At 24.2% G+C, this 22,699-nt stretch carries 31 protein-coding genes and 2 pseudogenes; 15 read left to right on the plus strand and 18 right to left on the minus strand.

Annotated features, from left to right (window positions below; all coding sequences use genetic code 4):
* Positions 1-140 precede the first annotated feature (140 nt).
* Positions 141-353: a hypothetical protein gene (locus SCITRI_RS06335; RefSeq protein WP_071937662.1), complete on the plus strand. Its 213-nt coding sequence runs from the start codon at positions 141-143 to the stop codon at positions 351-353.
* A 71-nt stretch (positions 354-424) separates the two neighbouring features.
* On the opposite strand, the gene SCITRI_RS12495 is transcribed toward SCITRI_RS06335, so the two are convergent.
* From SCITRI_RS12495 to rbfA, 4 genes and pseudogenes are all read right to left on the minus strand, one after another.
* Positions 425-664, minus strand: a complete 240-nt coding sequence (locus SCITRI_RS12495; protein WP_204305195.1) for an integrase core domain-containing protein — start codon at positions 662-664, stop codon at positions 425-427.
* Positions 661-1,515 carry a DDE-type integrase/transposase/recombinase gene (locus SCITRI_RS06340; protein WP_204305179.1) on the minus strand — a complete coding sequence of 285 codons (855 nt, stop codon included), beginning with the start codon at positions 1,513-1,515 and terminating at the stop codon, positions 661-663. The genes SCITRI_RS12495 and SCITRI_RS06340 overlap by 4 nt, the downstream gene beginning before the upstream one ends.
* A gap of 241 nt (positions 1,516-1,756) precedes the next feature.
* Positions 1,757-3,121: pseudogene (locus SCITRI_RS06345) on the minus strand (spiroplasma phage ORF1-like family protein); the annotation flags it as partial.
* Positions 3,122-3,257: 136 nt separating this feature from the next.
* The gene (rbfA, locus tag SCITRI_RS06350) at positions 3,258-3,596 is read right to left on the minus strand and encodes a 30S ribosome-binding factor RbfA (protein WP_071937663.1); all 339 of its coding nucleotides are present in this window, start codon (positions 3,594-3,596) and stop codon (positions 3,258-3,260) included.
* Between the two features lie 165 nt (positions 3,597-3,761).
* On the opposite strand from rbfA, the gene SCITRI_RS06355 reads away from it, so the two are divergent.
* Positions 3,762-4,547, plus strand: a complete 786-nt coding sequence (locus tag SCITRI_RS06355; protein ID WP_071937664.1) for a hypothetical protein — start codon at positions 3,762-3,764, stop codon at positions 4,545-4,547.
* A gap of 27 nt (positions 4,548-4,574) precedes the next feature.
* Here SCITRI_RS06355 and SCITRI_RS06360 read toward each other — a convergent pair whose 3' ends face one another.
* The 7 genes from SCITRI_RS06360 to SCITRI_RS11600 form a co-directional block, all read right to left on the minus strand.
* Positions 4,575-5,645, minus strand: a complete 1,071-nt coding sequence (locus SCITRI_RS06360; protein WP_071937665.1) for an alpha/beta hydrolase — start codon at positions 5,643-5,645, stop codon at positions 4,575-4,577.
* Between the two features lies 1 nt (position 5,646).
* Complete coding sequence (locus SCITRI_RS11585; RefSeq protein WP_237237864.1) at positions 5,647-5,832, minus strand: hypothetical protein; 186 nt, start codon at positions 5,830-5,832, stop codon at positions 5,647-5,649.
* Between the two features lie 20 nt (positions 5,833-5,852).
* A complete protein-coding gene (locus SCITRI_RS11590; RefSeq protein ID WP_237237865.1) occupies positions 5,853-6,044 on the minus strand; it encodes a hypothetical protein in 192 nt (63 codons plus the stop codon).
* Positions 6,045-6,062: 18 nt separating this feature from the next.
* A complete protein-coding gene (locus tag SCITRI_RS06370) occupies positions 6,063-6,491 on the minus strand; it encodes a diacylglycerol kinase family protein (RefSeq protein ID WP_004028208.1) in 429 nt (142 codons plus the stop codon).
* Between the two features lie 26 nt (positions 6,492-6,517).
* The gene (ybeY, locus tag SCITRI_RS06375; protein ID WP_071937666.1) at positions 6,518-6,994 is read right to left on the minus strand and encodes an rRNA maturation RNase YbeY; all 477 of its coding nucleotides are present in this window, start codon (positions 6,992-6,994) and stop codon (positions 6,518-6,520) included.
* Between the two features lie 429 nt (positions 6,995-7,423).
* Positions 7,424-8,116, minus strand: coding sequence for a CBS domain-containing protein (locus tag SCITRI_RS11595; protein ID WP_237237866.1), 693 nt, complete (start codon positions 8,114-8,116; stop codon positions 7,424-7,426).
* Positions 8,117-8,160: 44 nt separating this feature from the next.
* Positions 8,161-8,628: a DUF21 domain-containing protein gene (locus SCITRI_RS11600; protein ID WP_237237867.1), complete on the minus strand. Its 468-nt coding sequence runs from the start codon at positions 8,626-8,628 to the stop codon at positions 8,161-8,163.
* Between the two features lie 297 nt (positions 8,629-8,925).
* Here SCITRI_RS11600 and SCITRI_RS06390 point away from each other — a divergent pair, with 297 nt between their 5' ends.
* On the plus strand, positions 8,926-9,576 hold the full coding sequence (locus SCITRI_RS06390) for a hypothetical protein (protein WP_071937667.1): 651 nt from the start codon (positions 8,926-8,928) through the stop codon (positions 9,574-9,576).
* Between the two features lie 33 nt (positions 9,577-9,609).
* Here the strand turns inward: SCITRI_RS06390 and SCITRI_RS11605 are convergent, their stop codons facing one another.
* From SCITRI_RS11605 to uvrC, 4 genes are all read right to left on the minus strand, one after another.
* A complete protein-coding gene (locus SCITRI_RS11605; RefSeq protein WP_237237868.1) occupies positions 9,610-9,783 on the minus strand; it encodes a hypothetical protein in 174 nt (57 codons plus the stop codon).
* Positions 9,784-9,914: 131 nt separating this feature from the next.
* Positions 9,915-10,070, minus strand: coding sequence for a hypothetical protein (locus tag SCITRI_RS11610; RefSeq protein WP_237237869.1), 156 nt, complete (start codon positions 10,068-10,070; stop codon positions 9,915-9,917).
* Between the two features lie 640 nt (positions 10,071-10,710).
* On the minus strand, positions 10,711-11,466 hold the full coding sequence (locus SCITRI_RS06400; protein ID WP_374941402.1) for a DeoR/GlpR family DNA-binding transcription regulator: 756 nt from the start codon (positions 11,464-11,466) through the stop codon (positions 10,711-10,713).
* Between the two features lie 54 nt (positions 11,467-11,520).
* Complete coding sequence (gene uvrC, locus SCITRI_RS06405) at positions 11,521-13,302, minus strand: excinuclease ABC subunit UvrC (RefSeq protein WP_071937669.1); 1,782 nt, start codon at positions 13,300-13,302, stop codon at positions 11,521-11,523.
* Between the two features lie 436 nt (positions 13,303-13,738).
* Here uvrC and SCITRI_RS06410 point away from each other — a divergent pair, with 436 nt between their 5' ends.
* The 10 genes and pseudogenes from SCITRI_RS06410 to SCITRI_RS06455 all read left to right on the plus strand — a co-directional run bounded on the left by SCITRI_RS06410 (position 13,739) and on the right by SCITRI_RS06455 (position 20,079).
* Entirely contained in the window at positions 13,739-13,888 is a 150-nt protein-coding gene (locus tag SCITRI_RS06410; protein WP_071890527.1) for a hypothetical protein, read from the plus strand.
* Complete coding sequence (locus SCITRI_RS06415; RefSeq protein WP_071937670.1) at positions 13,888-14,139, plus strand: hypothetical protein; 252 nt, start codon at positions 13,888-13,890, stop codon at positions 14,137-14,139. The genes SCITRI_RS06410 and SCITRI_RS06415 overlap by 1 nt, the downstream gene beginning before the upstream one ends.
* A gap of 423 nt (positions 14,140-14,562) precedes the next feature.
* Entirely contained in the window at positions 14,563-14,802 is a 240-nt protein-coding gene (locus tag SCITRI_RS06420; protein WP_015979231.1) for a hypothetical protein, read from the plus strand.
* 330 nt (positions 14,803-15,132) lie between these two features.
* Positions 15,133-15,492, plus strand: a complete 360-nt coding sequence (locus tag SCITRI_RS06425) for a hypothetical protein (RefSeq protein WP_071937671.1) — start codon at positions 15,133-15,135, stop codon at positions 15,490-15,492.
* Positions 15,485-15,925 (plus strand): DUF3627 domain-containing protein, encoded by a 441-nt coding sequence (locus tag SCITRI_RS06430; RefSeq protein WP_015979233.1) that lies wholly within the window; start codon positions 15,485-15,487, stop codon positions 15,923-15,925. The genes SCITRI_RS06425 and SCITRI_RS06430 overlap by 8 nt, the downstream gene beginning before the upstream one ends.
* Positions 15,926-16,077: 152 nt before the next feature.
* Complete coding sequence (locus SCITRI_RS06435; protein WP_015979235.1) at positions 16,078-16,281, plus strand: DUF2649 domain-containing protein; 204 nt, start codon at positions 16,078-16,080, stop codon at positions 16,279-16,281.
* Positions 16,281-17,293: pseudogene (locus tag SCITRI_RS06440) on the plus strand (hypothetical protein). The gene SCITRI_RS06435 and the pseudogene SCITRI_RS06440 overlap by 1 nt, the downstream one beginning before the upstream one ends.
* The gene (locus SCITRI_RS06445; protein ID WP_071937672.1) at positions 17,286-17,627 is read left to right on the plus strand and encodes a hypothetical protein; all 342 of its coding nucleotides are present in this window, start codon (positions 17,286-17,288) and stop codon (positions 17,625-17,627) included. Before SCITRI_RS06440 ends, SCITRI_RS06445 begins: the two are co-directional and overlap by 8 nt.
* The gene (locus tag SCITRI_RS06450) at positions 17,627-17,863 is read left to right on the plus strand and encodes a hypothetical protein (RefSeq protein ID WP_071937673.1); all 237 of its coding nucleotides are present in this window, start codon (positions 17,627-17,629) and stop codon (positions 17,861-17,863) included. Before SCITRI_RS06445 ends, SCITRI_RS06450 begins: the two co-directional genes overlap by 1 nt.
* 11 nt (positions 17,864-17,874) lie before the next feature.
* On the plus strand, positions 17,875-20,079 hold the full coding sequence (locus SCITRI_RS06455) for a spiroplasma phage ORF1-like family protein (RefSeq protein WP_071937674.1): 2,205 nt from the start codon (positions 17,875-17,877) through the stop codon (positions 20,077-20,079).
* A gap of 26 nt (positions 20,080-20,105) precedes the next feature.
* On the opposite strand, the gene SCITRI_RS06460 is transcribed toward SCITRI_RS06455, so the two are convergent.
* The gene (locus SCITRI_RS06460) at positions 20,106-20,573 is read right to left on the minus strand and encodes a lipoprotein (protein WP_071937675.1); all 468 of its coding nucleotides are present in this window, start codon (positions 20,571-20,573) and stop codon (positions 20,106-20,108) included.
* Between the two features lie 116 nt (positions 20,574-20,689).
* Here SCITRI_RS06460 and SCITRI_RS10785 point away from each other — a divergent pair, with 116 nt between their 5' ends.
* Both SCITRI_RS10785 and SCITRI_RS10790 read left to right on the plus strand, forming a co-directional pair.
* Positions 20,690-21,268 (plus strand): hypothetical protein, encoded by a 579-nt coding sequence (locus tag SCITRI_RS10785; protein WP_204305201.1) that lies wholly within the window; start codon positions 20,690-20,692, stop codon positions 21,266-21,268.
* A 5-nt stretch (positions 21,269-21,273) separates the two neighbouring features.
* Complete coding sequence (locus SCITRI_RS10790; protein WP_204305182.1) at positions 21,274-21,783, plus strand: integrase core domain-containing protein; 510 nt, start codon at positions 21,274-21,276, stop codon at positions 21,781-21,783.
* A 302-nt stretch (positions 21,784-22,085) separates the two neighbouring features.
* Here SCITRI_RS10790 and rplT read toward each other — a convergent pair whose 3' ends face one another.
* Together rplT and rpmI are read right to left on the minus strand one after the other, a co-directional pair.
* Positions 22,086-22,445: a 50S ribosomal protein L20 gene (gene rplT, locus SCITRI_RS06470; RefSeq protein WP_071937676.1), complete on the minus strand. Its 360-nt coding sequence runs from the start codon at positions 22,443-22,445 to the stop codon at positions 22,086-22,088.
* Between the two features lie 23 nt (positions 22,446-22,468).
* Positions 22,469-22,663 (minus strand): 50S ribosomal protein L35, encoded by a 195-nt coding sequence (gene rpmI / locus SCITRI_RS06475; protein ID WP_071937677.1) that lies wholly within the window; start codon positions 22,661-22,663, stop codon positions 22,469-22,471.
* Positions 22,664-22,699 lie beyond the last annotated feature (36 nt).

The raw sequence follows: 22,699 nt of genomic DNA on the forward strand, positions 1-22,699 counted from the left end.
CAGATGATTATGATTGATGACCGTTATATTATCAAGGTTCACCCGAAACTTATGATATTACTACAACAGATATTTATGTTGATATTTATATTGCTGGTAAAAATAAAGCAACTGGAGTATCACAAATTCAATATTATAAAGTGCAAAAAGTAAATAAAATTAGTATTAATCAATTTAATAAAGATAATATTGGAACTTTAAAAACACCTTGATATAGTGATATTCCTAATAAAGCAATTCAAAAAATTAATCCAAATTTAAAAACATCTGTAGTATACCACACACATTTTAAAGATTACAAGAAAATAACAAAAATAATAAAAATATTTATTTATAATAAAAAAATATCATAAAATAAATAAATAAAAAATTAAACAAACTAAAAATTAGTTTAAATACAAAAATTTAATAATTATCATGCCAATTATTTAATTAAACTATTCAAAAAATTAAATGGTGTCTGAAAATTTAAAGACTTATGTACTCTTTCAAAATTATAAAAATAATAATAATCATTTAATTTATTCTGTAAACTAACTGCATTTAATATTTTTTCTTCAAATACAAATAATTTAGTATAATTTTGATGAAATCTTTCAATCTTACCGTTTGACTGCGGAGAACGAACCGGTGTTGTCTGATGAAAAATATTTTTATCTGTTAAAAATTGAGTAAAATTAGTTTCTTTAACAGTATTTTTTTTTGATTATTCCGATAATTATTAATAAATTCAGAACCGTTATCAGTTCTAATCCGTGTTATTTTAACACCAAATATATTTTTAAAATCACTAATTACTTTTTTAACAGCAGCAATAGCATTATCAATACTTAATTTATCATAAACATATCCTAATGCTAATCTTGTTTTTTCATCAATAAAATCATAAACATAATACTTTTTATCAACTGGAAATTTACTTGGTACAAAATATTTAGCGCCCATCTGTAATAAACCTATTTCTTTAACTCCATATCTTGGGTGTTGTTTTTTAATTTCTTTAATTTTGTTTTTTATTTTTAATCATCTTTCATCTTTTTTAAGTCAACGAAAAAATGTTTTCAAATTTTTTGGTGCTTTATTTTTTAATTCTTCTCCATGAATTCCTTTTTTTAAATTATAAAACAAAGATAAAACAGCAACAGCATGTTTATTACAATATTCAAAATATAAATCACAAATAATTTTGCGAATACTATCACTATATTGATAATTAATATTATGTGGTAAAGTTGATTTTAATAATAATTCATCAAAATCATTATTTTTATACGCAATTAAAATTTTATTCGCTCAATAATAAAAAGTTGAAAATTTATTTTTAAAATATTTTTTAATTAAATCTTTCAATAAACATTTACCACTATTAACATAATAATCATTACATAAATTAATATATGAAAATATTTTTTGTTTTATTCTTTTATAATATTTATTTTTATAATTTTTACTTAAAAAATTCTTTAATTTTGCTTGTAAATCAAACAAATTAAAATTATTAATAATATATTTCATTAATTTACACCTACCATCAAAAATATATAAAATTAATATTTAATACGAATAATTGATATAAGATAAAGTCAATTATATATAAAAAAATAAAAAGGAGCAATATATATCAAAAAATGACTTAGCATAATAGGAGCAATCAGATTAACCGCAACAAGCACAACAACATTAATCAGTTGTAAAAAATCTGAAAAAACAAATAATAATGAAAATGATAAAAACACACCAACAAAAAAATTACAACAACCACCAGAAGGTAGTAATTAAAAATTAATTGAAAATAATAATAGAGAAAATGAGTTTTCAGTACCAAATAATAAATGATATTTTTATATTCGGATTCTTGTTTAACACCAGGAATAGTATTGACAATTCAAATCACCGCATTTTTAATGTGAGTTTCTAAATCTCATCAACCTTTAGGAGTTATATATTGCACTTGAAATCATTGTTTATCGGGGAATAAACCACCATTATTAATTTCTTGTCAGTTATAAATCCCAAAATTAAAATCATAATATCGGTACATATCATTCTCTTTTTGTGCTTGCAATTCAAAAACATTATAACCGATTTTTTGTTCTTCAATTTTTTTATATTGCAAACCATATTTATTTTGTAAATCACCACCAAAAACATAACCCGAATTTGAGTTAATATTATAATTATTAGCAACCGAAAAATCATAATTAAAAACACTACCATAATTATTAATCGTATAAAACCGATTTTTAAATGCTGAATATAATTTAATATCTAATTGCTTATATTTATCAGAAAAATAAAAATATCGTGGGTAAATTTTAAAACCATTATTTACTAACAAACCATATTTTTTATTATAACCTTGAACATAAGTATTATTTTCTAAATCAAAAATCGTACGTAAATAATTAGTATAAAATTTCTGTGAAATCTTAAACATACTATTTAATAATTTATCAAATTGCAATTTATCGTTAATATTCTCACTCAACAAAATATTATTAAAATTTTGTAATTTCAACGCAAAAAAGTTAACTAAAACAGTATCATATTGTAAATTATCAATATATCCATTTTCAATAAACGAACTACGATTTTGAAACACTGGCATCAAAGCACTTGCAAAAAACGACTGTAAAAACTTAGATAAATCAAACTGACCGCTAAACTGTTGATAATACTTTAAATCTTTACTATTTAATGATGAATAAACTGAACCCTTAAAATTAAAAACTTCACCAGTTCCCGTTCGCATAAAATTAAAATTAAAACTTAAATCATCATTATTAATATTATTTAACTCTAAACTACCAGAAATAATTAAATTTGCTTCATCAACAGTTAAAATCATCCGATAAATTGCTTTTTTAATATTTTTAACATCCAATTCATCAACCGTCTCAAAATCAAAAATTATCCGCTTTGTACCAACCTTATTCGGATTTTCATAATCCCCACTACCACCTTGCTGAACCCTAGTATTTTCTAGCAAAACAGAATATAAAGATAAATCAATAAATTCTTTTACGCGAGTTTGTTAATAACCATTTCAATCAGTAATTTCACCGGTGTTTTTATCAATTTCTGGTAATTGTGGTTCACCATCACCAGCTCAACGATAAACAGGAAAATTAATTCCATATTTTAAATGTTGTCAGTATGTATTGTGATTTTTTATAAAATTACTATCAAAATAAACTTTTTTTACTAACTAATAAACATTATTTAATGTTTATCTATTTACACCTTAATAAGTTTTCTTATTTTAAATTTTGCAAGATTGCTTCAATATTATTAGCATTATCTAATGAACGGTCAAAAATAAATTCTAAGTCCGGGCAACGATAAATTTCTAGTTTATGTGCTAATTTGCTACGAATTTTATTTTTATAATTTTGAACAATATTATGAAGTTCTGCTTCTGGTTTATTTAATAATGATGAATAATAAACTTTTGCATGACTTAAATCATTTGATAATTTAACAGCATGAATTGATAAGGTATTTAAAATTTCATCACGAATCTCTCGTTGCATAATAATTGTTAAATCACGAGCAATCAAAGATTGCATTCTTTCAACTTTAATTTTATTTGCCATTATCTCACCTTTTTCTAACTTACTAATATTATAACAAAGCATTGGATAAAAACGAATAATTTTATTAATAAACAAAATTATTTTTAAAAAAGAAATGAAAAAAGGTTAGATGTAATTAAAAAAACAATTTTTATGATAGTATGTAAAATATACCAAGGAGGTACTATGAAACGCTGAAATTATCGGATTTGATACAAAGATTATCTCTGATATTATAAAGTAATAATTGCCAGTTTAGCTTTTGGCTTTTTAACTTATGGATTTTACATGGATATTTTTAAAGAATTTTGATATGTAAAAGGAACAAAATTTACTAGTTTGCAAAATTATGATATCTTATTGAGTTTTTATTCTGTTCAAGTTAATATTATAACTATTACTTGGTTAATATTAGCAATTTTTAATCATCATCGTGAACAAAAAAGTTGGTTTTTTTCAACTAATGCTAAATTAAGTATTTTAAACTGAAATTTATTAATGTTTTTTATTTTTTGAATTGGAATTATTATTGGTTATAAAAATGGACAAGTAACAATTGCTGAATATAGTAAAGCACAAATTAGTTGTACTGTTGTTACTCATTTTATTATGCCAATTCTCTTTTTTGGTTATACTTTCTTGTCATTTGGTAATCATCGCCTTAGCTGAAAAAAAGAATTTTTGCAAAAAGATTGATGAATTAGTTTAAGTTATCCATTTTTTTATCTAATCTATGTTATTGTGCGAGCTGCTGCTTGAAACCGAGATGGAAATATTACTTGAGCATATCCTTATCCATTTTTAGACATTGATCATCCAATTATTTCAGGCTTGTCAAGAGCACAAGCAACATGTTTTATTGCTTTTATCTTTATTGTTGTTTTTACTATTTTTCATATTAGTTTACATAGCCTCAATAATGGCATGTCCCGTGTTTTTAATAAAAATCAAACTAAAAACAAAAAGAAATAAAATAGTGATAAATAAAGTTATTTATCACTATTTTCGTTTTGCGGTTGTAATAAAATTTATTATTGCTGTTACATATTCAGTTGGATTATGATATATTCCACGAACATGATCACAATCAAAAACAATACGGCGACTAATTTTTTGTTTTTCATACTTACGTTTATTTTGATAAGCCACCCGCCCCATTATATATGGTGTTGCATGATCTTTTTTATTTAAAATATATAATACTGGTAATTTTGCTAATATTTCCAAGTTTTCACCAGGATTAATTTGTTCTGGATCATAACCACGTGTTTCAATTGCGTAACGACGAATTGCATAATAATGTTCATAATAATTAACTTTTGTTTTTAAAATATAATAACGATATAAAACATTTAAATTACTAATTGTTGAATCTAAGACAGCACTATTAATTAATTTATTTTTATTAAATGCAAATTTTAAATATTCCATAATGATAAAGGTTCCCATTGACCAACCATGGAAATTAAGTTCCTTTAATTTTGGGTCAATTTTAGTTTGTAAAAAATCAACTGCTGCTGCTAAATCATATTTTTCATAATAGCCCATTGTCGTCATTTTAGTAGTTGATTCACCATGATTTCGTTGGTCAAAAACAAGAATATTATAACCTAATCGAAGATAAATTAAACCAAAAAAGATTGCCCGAAATTTATGTGAATTTAACCCATGAACAACAACAACTCATTTTTTATTGTTGTCGTTTTTTACCCATGACCGAATTGAAACGCCCTTTAACATTACATCTTCATAACCAGGAATGTCGTGCTCTTGAATATCCCATTTTTGGGCTAATTCATCGGAAGTTAAGGCCATTGTATCAAGATGCAAACGTTTGGTTAAATCTAGAATATACTTTTTACAATATGCTTCTAAATCATTATCAGTTTTTTTTCACCAATTATAATGAGTTAATAAAAACCGTTTGTCATGAAAAGCATAAAAGATTTTAATATAAAGAGCATTATTATGCATATATTCTCGCAAATGTTCATCAGGAACAATCCGATAACTATGGTCAGTAACTAAATCTTGCTCAAAACTTTCCTCATCTTTATGTTTTTTGACCATATTATTGTAAATCCTCCTTCGTAAAACCATATGGTAGTAAATCTTTAATTGTTAAAACATATGATTCACCTTTTTGATTATAAATTTCAATTGGAATGCGATGATCAACTAATTCTCATAAAAATTGCCGACATATTCCACAAGGAGAACCTGCCTGTTTACTATCCGTGTATAAGTAAAATTTCACAATATCTGTTTTACGATAACCTATAATGCATAAACCTGGGCCAAAGCTGTCCGTTCTGTACAAATTGTAGCAGCATATGCTGCATTTTCAACATTAACACCGATAACTTCTACTCCATCTTTTAATAAACAAATTGCACTAACGCGAAAATTCGAATATAGTGCATAAGCTATTTTGCTTAATAATTTTAGCTTTTTAAAATAAGTTGGCATTTCAGTAACTCCCCTTTTTTAACTAATGTGTAAATATAATTTAATAACATCGACCAACGGTGGTAACATTATTAATAATCCAATTGCAATTGCCAAAATAGAATTAATTAATGTTGCTGCGGCACAGATATCTTTAATTTTTTTTGCTTTAATATTATATTCAAATGATAATAAATCAACAAAATTTTCAACCATTGTATTAATTAACTCAAAACCAATTACAATTCCAATGGTTAATAATAAAATTGCTCATTGAACATAACCAAACTGGTTAGGAACCATTTTTTGTAACCAAATTCCTAACCCAATAACAACCAACGACACAATAAAATGAATAATTAAACTTGATTCTTCTTTAATTGCTGTATAAATTCCACGAAAAGCATTTGAAAATTTATTCCGTAATTTAAAAAATATTTTTTTCTTGACTGGTGATTCTTTTGCCATTATGTATCCCTTTCTTCTTTCTGTTTTTATTTTATTGGAATTCGGTTAATTTGTAAATCATTTAATACTTTTCGTTGTAAATTAAACATTTTCTCTTCATCAGCTGGAGTTTGATGATCATAACCTAAAATATGTAACATCCCATGGGTAAATAAAAAAGCAAATTCACGCCGAGGAGAATGATTATATTCAGCAGCTTGAGCAAGTGCTTTTTCATAACAAATAAAAATATCACCTAGACTGCGTAAACCAGTTAGCTCAAATAAATCAATCTTATTTTCTTCTTCTAAAGCAAAGGTAATAACATCAGCTACATAATCTTTGTGACGATATTTTTGATTAAGTTCTAGTTGTTCTTGTGCATCAACAATAATTAATGATAATTCTAATGGTTCAGTTATTGCTAACAAAGTTTTAATTTTTTGAAAAATTGCATTAAAATCATCTTGATATGGTTTAATATAAAAATCTGTTTCATTGTAAATCACAAAATCGTCTTTCATTACCTCACCAGACCCTTCTCTTTTTTTATTATAACAAATTAAATTATTATCTTCAGTAAATAATCTAATGTTGTTTGAGAGCCAAATTCCATTTTAGCTGATAAATATCAAACACTAATAATAAATTCTGGCTGATTTAAAATAAGATAATAATCATTCTCTCTTTTAACTTGCGTTATAATTATTTACCATTTTTTCTCCACAAAATATTTTATTTTTACTTGTTGTCCTGGTTTAATAACTCCGGGTGTCTGATGAGAAACAAAAATATAGATTAACTCATCATCATTAGTTTTAAGAATCGTCAAATAACCATCATAATTTATATATGTATTATCTTTTTTTATCTTAACATAGAATAAATTAATGTTAAGTATTTAACAAAGATAAATAAAAAATGTATTTATTTTTAAATACACTCTTTTCCTTTTAACGTTCTAAATCATGAATTGGATTATTATTAGTTAAAAATTCAATTTCAAAAATAATATTTTTGGCAGTTAATTTGCTTTTTTTCTCATCGTTTACCCGAAAAGCATAGTTTTGATAAACAAATTCTTTAATTTTATTTTCTGGTTTTGTTAAATTATATCCTGTTTCCTTGACAAATCATTGGTATAACGTTTTGCCAGTGCTTTCTGGTGGTGCTGCTAAATGCAGATATTTTTGAAATACTTTTTTAATCGAAGTACTACCATGAATTCAAAGCATATGGTGACCAATTTCTTTTACTTGACCAGTTTCATCATCTTCAAAATAAATTTCACCAACTAATTCTTCTAAAATATCTTCCATTGTAACAATTCGAAGAAAATTATTACTGTCTTCATTGGTGCTAACAACTGCTATATGGACTTGCTCTTGTTGAAATAATTCTAAGGCATCATCTAATTTTAAATAGCGGGAGAAAAAAATTGCTTCAGAAACTAAACTTTTGATATCAACTTCTTGATGATCAATAACGGCAATAAAAAAATCTTTAATGTTTAAAATTCCAATTACTTTTTCAGTTTCCGGAGCTAAGACTGGAATGCGAGTAAAACGTTCTTGTTTATAAAACCGCTGTAATTCTCGCAATGATATATTGCTATAAATTGTTTTAACTTTTTCTTTTGCTGTCATAATTGAACAAATCGTTTTTTCATCAAAAGTGATTGCTGATTCAATTAGTTCTTTTTCATTTTTTCTAAAACATCTTCGGATTCAATTGTTGAAATTAATTCTAATAATTCATTTTCTGTGGTTAAAACACCATTTTTTTGTTTATGAAGGGTTAGTAATCAAGTAAAAGTATAAAACAAAATTTTTCAAATTCATAAGATATAGGCTGAAAAAAATGAAAACTTTTCCGGAAAAGCTTTAGCAATTGTTTTTGGTAATAATTCACCAAAAATTAAAACAGTTAAACCAATAACTCCTGTCGCTACTCATGTTGCTGTTTCGGCATTAACAATTAAAGATGCAAAAAATAAAGTTCCAATTGTTGCTAAGGCCGTATTAATTAAAGTATTCGCAATTAAAATAGTTGCTAAAGTACGGTCATAATCTTTTACCAATTTATAAACTTGTTTCGTACGACGAATTGTTTTATTTGTTGCTCTTTTTTTCCGTTTGCTAACATTCTTTTTTGCCATTTGTTTTAAACGAATAAAATTAATTGAGGTAATAGCTGTTTCTGAAGCTGAAAAAAACTTGAAAAAATTAATAAAATAATCATTATTGGAAGTAACACAGCCAACGCGGTGGTCATATCCATCATCATTTACTCTCCTTTAAAAATTGTATTATTTTCTATAATTATATACTTTTCTCCCTTAATTATCTACTAAATAATAACATAAAAATATTTAGATTTAACTTTAAAAATATAAAAAATAATGTATAGTTATAAATAGACAATTATATAAAATAATTCTTGGGGAGGAATAGAAATGAAAAAACTGCTAAGTACAATGGCAGCAATGATACTCACAGCAACAATAACAACAACCACGATAGCTTGTTCAGACAAAAATATGACTTATTATATCCAATTTATGAATGGTATAAACAATAAAGAAAGCTTTATTTTTATGGTTTCAGCAAAAAATTGCATTCATTGTCAGAACACAACGGATACAACAATTCCAGATTTATATAATAAAAATGGCTATGGTAATGATAAATATGATAAGTATTTAGCAGGTGGTTTTGGTGCACAATATGCTTTGAATACATATCCTATTAGTTCTGATGAACAAGAAAAAATTAAAAACACGCGTTTAATTGTTACTGACAACATTAAAGATTATAATGGTATTTGAAAAGAAAAATGAGCAAAAAATATTGCTGATTGAATTGTAACACAAGAACGAAATGCTCATAAAATTAATGGGGAGATTGATAAAACAATTACTGCTGATTCATTAGGTTTAACTGGAACACCAACTTATGTTTATATTAAAAATGCAAATTATGTTGGGTTTGAAACTGGTGAAGTTGGAAACTTAGAAACAGGGGCCAATTTTGACTTATGAATGAATCGTTTTATTAAACATATGGTTTTAGAAGATTGAGATACTGATCATAATAAATCAGAATAAAAAAAATAATCAGACAACTTGCTGGGTATTTTTTTAATTAATCATTGTTAAAATTGCATTAAAAATAATAAATAAATGATTGTAAATAATTCGGTGGGTATACATTTTGCGCCGATCATTAATAATAATTGGTGCTTTTGTTGTTAAATTAGTCTCTATAATGGGTGAATTCTCTTTTAAAATAAATTTAATATTATTTAATGGCAAAGTTTTATCAGTATGTTTTAAAACATTAAATAAATAAGTTTGATCTGTATTAATAATAATTCAAATTACAATATTTTCATCTGTTAATCGTTCTAAAAATTTCTTAGAAATAAATTCGTGTGTTGTTACACTTACATCAAAACCAAACCCAACAATTGATGATAAAAATTAGTTAATAAATCCAAATGTATATTTTCACCAATTAAATAATTTTTTTTTGTTGTTTTTAGCATTGTTTTTAATTCTAAAATTGATGATAAATTTTCATTTAATAATTTTGTCATCATTGCACTATGGTTTGATACTAAGTCAGTAACGGTATTTTTTGATGGATTAAGACGGATAAAACTGATTAAGTTTTTTTAAATTATCTAATTCATAACGAAAAAAATATAAAATTCTTTTCAGCCTGTAAAACCTAAACTTTTACAAAACTTTGTCACCGATGAAACACTTGTATGTGATGTTTCTGCAACATCATTAATGATAAAATTCTCATTTGATACTTTAGCAAAATTTAAAATAGTTTGTGCAATAATACCATTAACAGTATCATCATTACGATTAATAATTTATTCTAACTTCTCAAGAATATTAGTTTTTAATTGCATATTACCCACCTATTTATTCCATGGTTTAATCCCTCAGATTTCAATTAGATTTTAATAAAATTTGGATAACAATGGAATGAAAAAAATTTGAGAGTTCAATGAAAATATTTTCCTAATCTACCTCATTGGTACGGTCTTTTACTACTTCCTCAATTTTTGCTAGAACAGTAAATAATTCTTCAAATTCAAACTTTTCAATTTGGTTACATATATGTTGAACATTATTTAAATCTATTTTAACCTTCTTTCAAACAAAAATTAACATCTTAAGTTGACTTTTCCTTGCAAATATAAAACTTTGTTTAATAACAAAGTTTTATATTACTTTAACATTAAAATAATATTGTTTAATAACTTCCGGTCTGTCAGTTACTAAATATGAAGCATCTTTAACGTCATAAAATTTAAAAAATCCAATTTTATCAAATTTCATACTATCAGCTAACAAAATTTTAACTTGAACCCGGGCTAAGGCTGCTAATTCAACCCGTGCTTCTTCTTCATTACTTTTGAACACACTTCCAGTTTTATCAATTGTATTTGCTGAAAAAATAACTTTTGAAAATTGAATTAATGATAAACTTTCTTCACAAAACGAACCATAAAAAGCTTGTGATTTTTCTCGTAATTTGCCTCCAAATAAGACATTATATTGAACATTAGGATTATCTTTTGCCAATTGTAAAATTCGAAATGAATTAGTGACAATTTTTATGGGTTTATCAATTAAAGTAACAAAAATTTCACAAGTTGATCCTGCTCCGACAAAAATAACATCATTTTTTTCTAACAAATTTGTTAACTTTTTTCCGATAATCATTTTTTTATCAAAATTAATACCACTTGCTCGAACATTAATGTTACATGTTTTATTATGAACTCCCAAAAAATTAATACCGCCATAAGACATAGTAATAATCCCTTCATTTTCAAGTTCTTTTAAGTCACGGCGCGCAGTTGTTGCTGAAATATTATATTTTTGAACATATTCAAGAACATGATTCATTTCGTGAAAAAGTTTTTGACACAAATATGCTAATAATAAATCTTTTCGTTGGACTCGATGGATGATTCTCTACTCCTTTCATTGTTTAATTCTGTTCTTAATTATTATACCCAAAAAAAGTTATTTACCAAAATGTTCCAAAAATTTTCTTAAATTTTCAATAAGTTTTTTACTATGCAATACTTGATATAATTCAGCATCACTTGCTTTTTTAATCGCACCAATACTTTCAAAATGGTGATTTAATAATTTAATTCGTTGTTTACCAAATCCTGGGATTGTTTCTAAAATACTTGTTGTCAAAGCTTTTGTTTGCCGACGACGAAAACTAGTAATTGCAAAATGATGAACATCATCTTGTATTCTTGTTAAAAATAAAAATAAACGACTACTTTTATCCAAATATATTTTTTCTTTTTTCAAATTAAGCAAATGATCAGTTTTATGTTGATTATTTTTAACTAACCCAATCACGGGAATTGCTAAATCTAATTTTGCTAGTTCTTTTAAACAAGCATTTACTTGTTGAATCCCACCATCCATAATAATTAAATTAGGAAGGGCTTGTTCTTCTTGAATAACTTTTTGATAACGACGCGTAACAACAGCTGCAATACGATGCGTATCATCTTGATCCGGAATTTCTAAATTATATTTACGATAATCATTTCGTGATAGTCGACCATTTTTATAAACAATAACACCACCAGTCACAAATTCATCATTAATATTAGCAATATCAATCATCTCAATTAAATATGGCAATTCGGATAAATCTAAAAGCATTTGTAATTCTTTTAAAACTTCAGCATTATTTAATTCTCGTTGAGCAGTTGTCTGATATTGTACATAAGATTCATAACTATTTTCAGTCGCCAATTTCATAATTGTTTTTTCAATTGGTGTTTTAGGATGAAAAACACGATTATCAAATAACAAATTTAATTCTGGCAATGCAATTATCTCATTAACAATTATTTTTGTTGGCAAAATATTTTTTTGATAAATATTTTGTAAGTATAAGCGATATAGTTCTTGGCAATCTTCGGCAAAATCAAGATGGTAATATTCATAATCTTTATAACTTAATTTTCCAGCACGATAAAATAAAGTTGTTAAAACTAAATGTTCAGCAGTTTGATACAAACTAATAACGTCTAAATCATCATTTTGATTTAACATTTCAACTGTTTGTGATGACAAAGTTCAATCTAAATTTCGAATTAAAAGTTTTAATTTATGTGCTTCTTCAAATTGTAAATTATCTGCTGCTTGCAACATTCGTTTTTCTAACAGTTTTTTTGTTTCAGTAAAATTACCTTTAAAAAAACTATGAACTTTTTTAATCATTTTTATGTAATAGTCCGGAGATACTGTTTTAACACAAGCACCTGAGCATTGATTAATATGATAATAAAGACAAGGTTTTCCAAGATTCCCTTTACAACGACGTAAAGGATATAATCGTTCTAAAACTTTAATAATTTCCCGCGCATGACTTCCCTCAGGGAATGGTCCATAATAACGGGCATACTTTTGGTGAATATTACGAACATATAAGTATTGGGGATCTTTTTCTTTTGTAATTACAATATAAGGATAATGTTTATCATCATTTAACAAAATATTATACTTTGGTTTATACTGTTTAATTAAGTTATGTTCTAAAATTAATGCTTCTTTTTCAGTTTTTGTAATAATTGTTTCTAAACGAACAATTTCCTGAACTAAACGAGTTGTTTTATAATTATAAACTTTGTTAAAATAAGAACTAACCCGACTTCGTAAGTTTTTTGCTTTTCCAACATATAATACTTGATGATAATTATTGTAAAATAAATAACACCCTGGTTTGGCTGGTAAAATTTCAACTTGTTCTTTTAACGATAATTTTTCTGACATTTTTTATTTTTCCCCTTATGTTTGTTAATATTTTATGATTAATTAAAAAAATTAGCAACTTATCATAAAAAATACAAAGTAATAATCTATTTAAGAAAATAAAAAACTGTAGAAACCACATACATTTTGTATTTTTGGTTTTTACAGTTTTGGAAAGTAAATTTTTTTAATATTTTTAATTGAGGAGTTGAAATTATGCAAACAAAGCAATATTTTATTTTGCGGCCCCTAGTGAAAAAGTATGGTAAAGATAATGTTATTAATACTGTTAATAAGATTGCAAAAGATATTGAAATTAAAAAGTAAAAGAATAAATTATTCCGCGTAATTTATTAGCGGATAATTTATTCAGTAGTGTTTTTAATGGAGCGAAGCGACAACGAGCGAAGCGAGTTTGCAAATTTCAATTTTTTAGTTTTTAGAAAGGAGGTGTATTATGCCAACTTGATTAACGACAATATTTAGTGTTGTTATTGTATTAGCAATTTTTCTTTATTTTGGTTTATTAATTTACCAAAAAATTAAACAAATTCGAGGAAAGAAAAAAGATAAAAAAGAAATTGAAAGAAAGGAGAGTAATAAATAATGTTAGGTATGTATTTAACAACAGCGTTTAATTTTTTAACAGCACCTACACCTAAAACTATGTCTGAGGGTATGACTGGTATTTGAACTGGTTTATCTAGTGCATTATGAAAAGTTAAAGAAAGTATAACAAATATTTTACCTGAGATAATGGTTTTCTTAGGTGAAGCGTGAATTATATTAATTCCATTTGCTATATTTTGTATTATTAAAATCTTAAACTTTTTCCGTGTTATGGTTAAAGGATTTTAATATTTATTATAATCGATCATATATCTTAGTTAAGGCACACTAGCTTTTATGTGAATTAAATAAATAATTTTATTGTTTATTTTTACACTATACACTGTTTACAAATTTATTTTTTAATAAACTTTATTACTATCGTTAATATTGGGATAATAAAAACCCCTATTATACATATAAATTTAACTATATTTTCTATAGTTGATAAATCTATATTGTTTATTATTCATAATATTGAGTCTGTTATGAAAAATATTTTTTTAGTAGGATTTAATAAAAATAAGAATATTTCTATTAAGGGTCATACTAGTAATAGATTTGGGAAATAAATTTTTATAATATTTTTTATAAATATACCTACTTTCTTTTAAAACTTGTGAACAGTGTATAGTGTAAAAATATCAATTTAATTATATTTAAGGTATTATTATGGTTTTCTCTCTGTATAAAAATATTTATAAATTTGTTAATTTATTAAAAATTTGAATAATAAATTTAAAAGTTATTATTAAAATTATTATTAGTGAAATAATTGTTTTAATTGGTAATACCATTCATGATAATCAAAAAATAGATGGTATTACATTTGTAAAAAATGAATTTATTATTTCTTCGATATTTTATTTCTTCTTTCTATTTAAAATAATTTATACAGAGAGAAAACCATAATAATATCAACTTAATTATAAACTTATTATTTTATATTTTAATAACTATTGTTAAAAATTAAATAGTATTTTTCAGTGTGCCAATTTTTATTATTTTTATATTTAATAATGTTTATTAACATTGTTTATTAACATTGTTTATTAACATTGTTTATTAACATTGTTTATTAACATTGTTTATTAACATTGTTTATTAAACATTAAATAAACAATATATTAGCATTATATATAACATTGTTAATAATCAGTGTTTATTACAATTAAAAAACATTATATAAACATTATTTATAACATTGTTTATTAAACAAATATTTAGTTAGGAGACTATATTATGGATATAAAATTTAAAACAACTAAGGAATGTAAAAAATTAAAGAGAGATTTTATTATTAGGAATTTTGTTTTTGGTTTTGTTTATTTTCAATTTTTCATTGTTCTTATTGAAATTATTGTAGGTCTTGTTTTGTTTTCAAATAGAGAAATAATTGTTGGTATTTTACTTTTTTCTTTATTTTTATTTTTAATATTTATTCTTTTATTTTTTATAATTCAATGTCATATATGCGAAATTAAAGAATATAAAGTTATGTTGTTAAAGAAAAGAATGTTACCGTTAGAAAATATAATTGGAGGATTAGGAAAAGGCACAATGTTAAGACCAGTAAGACGAGGAGTTGATAAAATTGAGTAATTTTGTTAAGAAAAATCATAATGTAGAAAATTATTTTATTAGTAAGGAATTTATCCCTTTTACAACAGAAAAAGCAAGTTTTATTAATTTACCTAATCATAATCGCCATATTGGTTTTTGACTGAGTAATAAGTTTATTTATCCGAGTGAAAAACATTCAAAACAAGTAGCTATTGGTTTGATTTATGATAATTCTTATCCTATTGTAAAGTATGATGAAAATTTAAAACGCCATATTTGAAAGTATTTAACTGGAACAGAATTAATCAATTTATATAATCAATATAAACAAAATTATTTTACTAAAATGAAAAAAGCTTTATTTTCAAGTGAACCTAAAAAAGTAAAAGCAAATAATAACAATAATAATTTAACAAATTGAAGTGTTGAAAAAGAACAAGAATTAATTAATGATTTGAAAGACTTAAATTAAATGAGTTTATATGATTATTGAGTTCAATTTGTTAGTTATATTATTGGTGCAAATGCCCCTGAGTTTTTATATGTTATATCGTTTGTGTTATTTATTGTTTTGTTTTTTGGAATGTTTTTTAAACTTATTCAAAAAATGTGGAGTTTTTAAAAATGCAAAATGATTGAATTAAATTAAAAGAGTTTTTTATTTATATATTTTTGTTTATAGATAAAACGAATGTTGAAAGTATTACAATGTGGAATTTAACGCAAAATGAATATTTAACTTTGATGGTTGGTGTTTGAATTGTGATTTTGTTTTTAACTTGGTTTTTATTATGAATGGTTTTTAAAATAGTTGGGTATTTTAAATAATGAAAAAATTTATATTTTTCTTTAAAAACTATTGTTATATTAGTGGTTCAATGCTTTTGTTTAGTTTAATTGATTTATTACTTTGGATAATTTCTTTGTATTGTGTTGGTTTAGTATTTTGAATATTATTTGTTTTGCAGTGTATTTATTTTGTGTGATGATTGTGAAAAAATATTTTTTATCAGTTAAATTCTTTTGGGTTAGTAAATTTTGTTTGAGATAATCCGTTATCGGTAATTATTGGTAAGTTAGGGACCGGTAAAACATTACTTTTAACTTATTTGTCGCAAACTATGAAATTATTAACAGATGAAATTTATAGTAATTATCCGTTAGAAGACGATAAAGTTAAAGTTTTAACATTTAAAAATTTAGATTTTACTGATAGAACAAAACCGGTTCCCCCAGATGATAGTGTTATTTTATTTGATGAAAGTTATTTGTATATTGATGGAACTAGTCCTCACGATGAAAAAAAAGTTCATAGTGGTAAAATACCGTGAATTGTTTTAGCGAGACATTTTGGACATCGTGCGTTGTTTACTGCTCAGCGTGAGGGTATGATTTGAAATAATATTCGCCAGTTAGCAAGTGGAATTATTATTCCAATTTCATTGAAAAAACCAGTTATTAAGAAAGGGTTTAATTTTTTTAATCGTTTCTTTATTATGCGAATTGGTATTTTTCAAGATATAACGGATTATGAAATTTGAAAAACAAAATCAGTAGAACGAACAGCAGAAGGTAAAAGAGTAAAACATAAGTCGGATGCTGGGTTAGGAATTCGGTTTTTTAAAATAATTATTCCCCTTGAATTCGCTAATAAGTATGATAGTCAATGGTTAAAGTTTGTGCGTGATTTAAAGAATGATGAAATTGTTAATAAAAAAGAATATTATTGGTCGGAAATCACAAAATTAAGCGTTAAAAACGATTGGAGTTATTTGATATTGATATTTTGAAAAAGAATTTAAAACCTAAAAAAGAGAAAGGAAATAGTAAAGATGATTAATTTATTAGTTGAAAATAATAATAGTAATTGAGACAAGATTTTTAGTTTTGTTTTTGATATATTTTTGTTTATTTTTGATGTAATTTGAAATACAAAATTACCGATGACAAATACATCGATTGCTTATTTTTTAGTCTTTTTTATGGTTATTAAATTATCTATTTATGCAATTCACGGTACATCAACACAATATAATAATTTAGGTTCGACAGTTAATAATGGTGTTTCGCAAGTATATTCGTTAACTGTACGAGAAGATATTAATACTGTTAAAAGAGAAATTAAGCGTCAAAATGTTAGACAACAAGCAAAAGTTAAAAGAGGTGTTAAGTAATGATTAAATTAGTTTTATTGGTGGCGGCGATTGCGATATTTGGTACTGGTTTTATTACTGTTATTGTTAATCAATTTACATCAGCAAAAAATATTATTATGGATTTATATAATTCTGATACTTGGTTGTTTTGATTATTTGGCAGAATGGCAGTTTTGTTTAGTCATCCGTTAATGTTAACGATATCAAGTTTATATATTGTTGGGTTTATTGTTTCAAAAACATTGTATAGTTAGGAGTTGAGTTTATGAAAAAATCGTTATCTTTATTTGCCATATTTATTTTAAGTTTTTTGGGTTTGGTTATTCCATTTATTACTTTAACGGCGTTTAGACCCTTAAATGAGGAGCAATATACGCTTAAACAAGAAAGTAGTACTGGTAAAGGTATAAATGAAACTGATTTTATTAATACAATGTTTTTACGCAGTAGTTTTTTTGAAAATTGGTCGGAAACAAATTATTTTATTAATCCAACTTTAAAAACATCAAAAAATTTATTGTTTAATGATAAATGGTATTTAGATTTTTTACAAGATAGTTATTCAACCGGAGTTGTTTATGATAAACCTGGTGAAATATTTTTGAATTATTATCGACAATGACATAGTTTAAAAAATAAGTATATGGTTGAAAAATTTTATGATGTTAAAAAAGAGAATTTTTTGAATGATTTAACTGATTTTATTTATGCCTTTGCTGTAAAATATAAGATGTTTAATGTATCGAAAGAAATTGTGGAAAATGTTGACCGTTATAAAGAAAATCATTATCCAAGAGTTAATTTGAAAGTAGATAATTGAAAATTAATTGATATTAATTGACAAAAAGATAAATATAAATTTGAAAATGAATTTAAAAAGTTAAATAATAAATGATACTTTTTTATTGAATCTGATACATATGGATTTAATAAATATTTAGCAAAAAATAATGGTAATAATATAAAACAAGTAAACGAATGAAATTGAATTCTTCTTTTAAATAATAGAAATTATGCTTATTTTGATGCTTCAAAAATAAAATTAATTTATCGTTGAGATGGTGATGGTGAACCACAAACACCTACTATCGACAAAAACACTGGTGAAATTACTGATTGAAATAGTTATCAACAAACTCGCGTAAAAGAATTTATTAGTTTATCTTTATATTCTGTTTTGCAAGAAAATATTAGAGTTCAGCAAGGTGGTAGTGCGGATTATGAAAATCCGAATAAGGTTGGAACAAAGCGGATAATTTTTGATTTTGAGACGGTTGACGAGTTGGATGTTAAAAATATTAAAAAAGCAATTTATCGGATGATTTTGACTGTTGATGAAGCAAATTTAATTATTTCTGGTAGTTTAGAGTTAAATAATATTAATAATGATGATTTAAGTTTTAATTTTAGTTTTATGCGAACGGGATTGGGCGAAGTTTTTAATTTTAATGGTTCAATTTATTCATCATTAAATAGTAAAGATTTAAAATATTATCAACAATTTAGCGGTCAGTTTGATTTATCTAAGTTTTTACAGTCGTTTTTTGCAAGTGCATTGGTGCCAGTGTTTCAAAATCGTAGTTCGTTTATTGAAAATGGATATATTGATAATTTACAATATGATACTGTTTTAGTTAACTTTTTTGCGTTGAAATTACAAAATTTTAATAATATTTTGTTGAGTGAGAATATTAACGATAAATTGCAATTTGATAAATTATTAAATAGTATGTTTAAGATTTCACAGAAATTTTATACTAATTATTTACGTACGATTTTTGATTTAGAGAATAATACTTATGTTCAAGGTTATAATAAAAAATATGGTTTATTAGTAAATAATGGTTTTAAAATTTACCCACGATATTTTTATTTTTCAGATAAATATAAACAGTTAGATATTAAATTATATTCAGCATTTAAAAATCGGTTTTATACGATTAATAATTATGGTAGTGTTTTTAATTATGATTTTTCGGTTGCTAATAATTATAATATTAAGTTAAATTCGGGTTATGTTTTTGGTGGTGACTTACAAAATAAATATGGTTTGCAATATAAGAAAATTGAAGAACAAAAAATCGGTTATAATGTTTTTGAATTGCAAGCACAAAAAGAGAATGATATGTACCGATATTATGATTTTAATTTTGGGATTTATAATTGACAAGAAATTAATAATGGTGGGTTGTTCCCCGATAAACAATGATGACAAGTACAATATGTAACGCCAGAGGGTTGATGAGATTTTGGTGCTCATATTAAAAATGCGGTGATTTGAATTGTTAATACTATTCCGGGAGTTAAACAAGTTAACGAATTAGCGAGCGGTGTTGGTAAGGTTTTTGAAACAGTATATAGTTTTTTTATTCAAATATTTGAAGTATGAAAATTTAATCCAGCATTGTATAGTACAATAACAAATATCTTTTTATTAATTATTTTTATGAAATTTGTGCGATTAATATAAAAAAGGAACTGTTATTCAGTTTCTTTTTATTCTTTTCAATCAGTAATTTCACCAGTGTTTTTGTCGATAGTAGGTGTTTGTGGTTCACCATCACCATCTCAACGATAAATTAATTTTATTTTTGAAGCATCAAAATAAGCATAATTTCTATTATTTAAAAGAAGAATTCAATTTCATTCGTTTACTTGTTTTATATTATTACCATTATTTTTTGCTAAATATTTATTAAATCCATATGTATCAGATTCAATAAAAAAGTATCATTTATTATTTAACTTTTTAAATTCATTTTCAAATTTATATTTATCTTTTTGTCAATTAATATCAACTAATTTTCAATTACTATATTTTGGTGGTTGTTGTGGATTATATTGTGGTTCTGGTTTATTATTTTCCTCGTTTTCATTATTATTTTCTTTTTTACAACTTATTAGTGTTGTTGTGCTTGTTGCGGTTAATCCAATTGCTCCTATTATGCTAAGTCATTTTTTCATATAGATTGCTCCTTTTTATTGTTTTATATATAATTGATTTTATCAAATATCAATTATATATCAATTATTCGTATTAAATATTAATTTTATATATTTTTGATGGTAGGTGTAAAATAATGAAATATATTATTAATAATTTTAATTTGTTTGATTTACAAGCAAAATTAAAGAATTTTTTAAGTAAAAATTATAAAAATAAATATTATAAAAGAATAAAACAAAAAATATTTTCATATATTAATTTGTGTAATGATTATTATAATGGTAATTTTTTGTTGAAAGATTTAATTAAAAAATATTTTAAAAATAAGTTTTCAACTTTTTATTATTGAGCGAATAAAATTTTAATTGCATATAAAAATAATGATTTTGCTGAATTATTATTAAAGTCAACAATTCCTAATAATATTAATTATCAATATAGTGATGATATTCGCAAAATTATTTGTGATTTATATTTTGAATATTGCAATAAACATGCTGGTGGTGTTTTATCTTTGTTTTATAATTTAAAAAAAGGAATTCATGGAGAAGAATTAAAAAATAAAGCACCAAAAAATTTAAAAACATTTTTTCGTTGACTTAAAAAAGATGAAAGATGATTAAAAATAAAAAATAAAATTAAAGAAATTAAAAAACAACATCCAAGATATGAAGTTAAAGAAATAAATAGGTTTGTTACAGATGGACGCTAAATATTTTGTACCAAGTAAATTTCCAGTTGATAAAAAGTATTATGTTTATGATTTTATTGATGAAAAAAACAAGATTAGCATTAGGATATGTTTATGATAAATTAAGTACTGATAATGCTATTGATGCTGTTAAAAAAGCAATTAGTGATTTTAAAAATATATTTGGTATTATAATAACACGGATTAGAACTGATAACGGTTCTGAATTTATTAATAATTATCGTAATAATCAAAAAATTAGTGTTAAAAAGACTAATTTTACTCAATTTTTAACAGATAAAAATATTTTGCATCAAACAACACCAGTTCGCTCTCCACAGTCAAACGGTAAGATTGAAAGGTTTCATCAAAATTATACTAAATTATTTGTATTTGAAGAAAAAATATTAAATGCAGTTAGGTTACAGAATAAATTAAATGATTATTATTATTTTTATAATTTTGAAAGAGTACATAAGTCTTTAAATTTTCAGACACCATTTAATTTTTTGAATAGTTTAAGTTTAATTAAATAATTTTAAATTATTAAGTTTTTGTGTTTAAACTAAATAAGTTTATTATATTTTAATTAATTAATAATATGTAAATTAACTCATAAAATATGTTATTAAAATAATAAAATATGTATTTATTAATTAAAATTTAATAAATTATTTTTTAGTGTGTTTAATTTTATATTTTTTATTTATTTATTTTATGATATTTTTTTATTATAAATAAATATTTTTATTATTTTTGTTATTTTCTTGTAATCTTTAAAATGTCTGTGGTATAATACAAAGAAAATAAAAAACTACTTTTTTGAAAAGTAGTTTTGTTAATTTTTTAACGCTTGTTTTGATTTTTCTACTAATACTTTAAATTCATTTGGATTATGAATTGCTAATTCTGATAATATTTTGCGATTTACTTCAATGTTAGTTTTATTTAAACCATTCATAAATTGTGAATATGACATATCATGTTCACGTACTGCAGCATTAATTCTTTGAATTCATAATGAACGAAAATCTCTTTTACGTTGTTTACGATCACGAAAGGCATATGATCATGATTTCATTACTTGCTCTTTTGCTTTTTTGTAATGCGTTGATTTTGTTCCAAAATATCCTTTTGCTTCTTTAATAATTTTTTTACGACGTTTTCTTGTTGTTGATCCGCCTTTAACTCTTGCCATTTGTTAATACTCCCTTCTTTTCTTTATCCTTGTAATAATTGTTTTAATCGACTTTGATCAGTTTGATCCATTAAACCAGCTTTACGTAAATGACGCTTTTGTTTTGTTTTTTTATTTTGGGCTAAATGTGAAGTATATGCATGCGCAATCTTTCATTTTCCTGTTCCTGTTACTTTGACTCTTTTTGCTAAAGATTTTTTTGTTTTCATTTTTGGCATAAATTTTCCTCCTTGTCCTTTCTTTTAAAAGTTAAT

Origin of the sequence: Spiroplasma citri (genome assembly GCF_001886855.1) — a bacterium.
Lineage (GTDB): Bacteria > Bacillota_I > Bacilli_A > Mycoplasmatales > Mycoplasmataceae > Spiroplasma > Spiroplasma citri.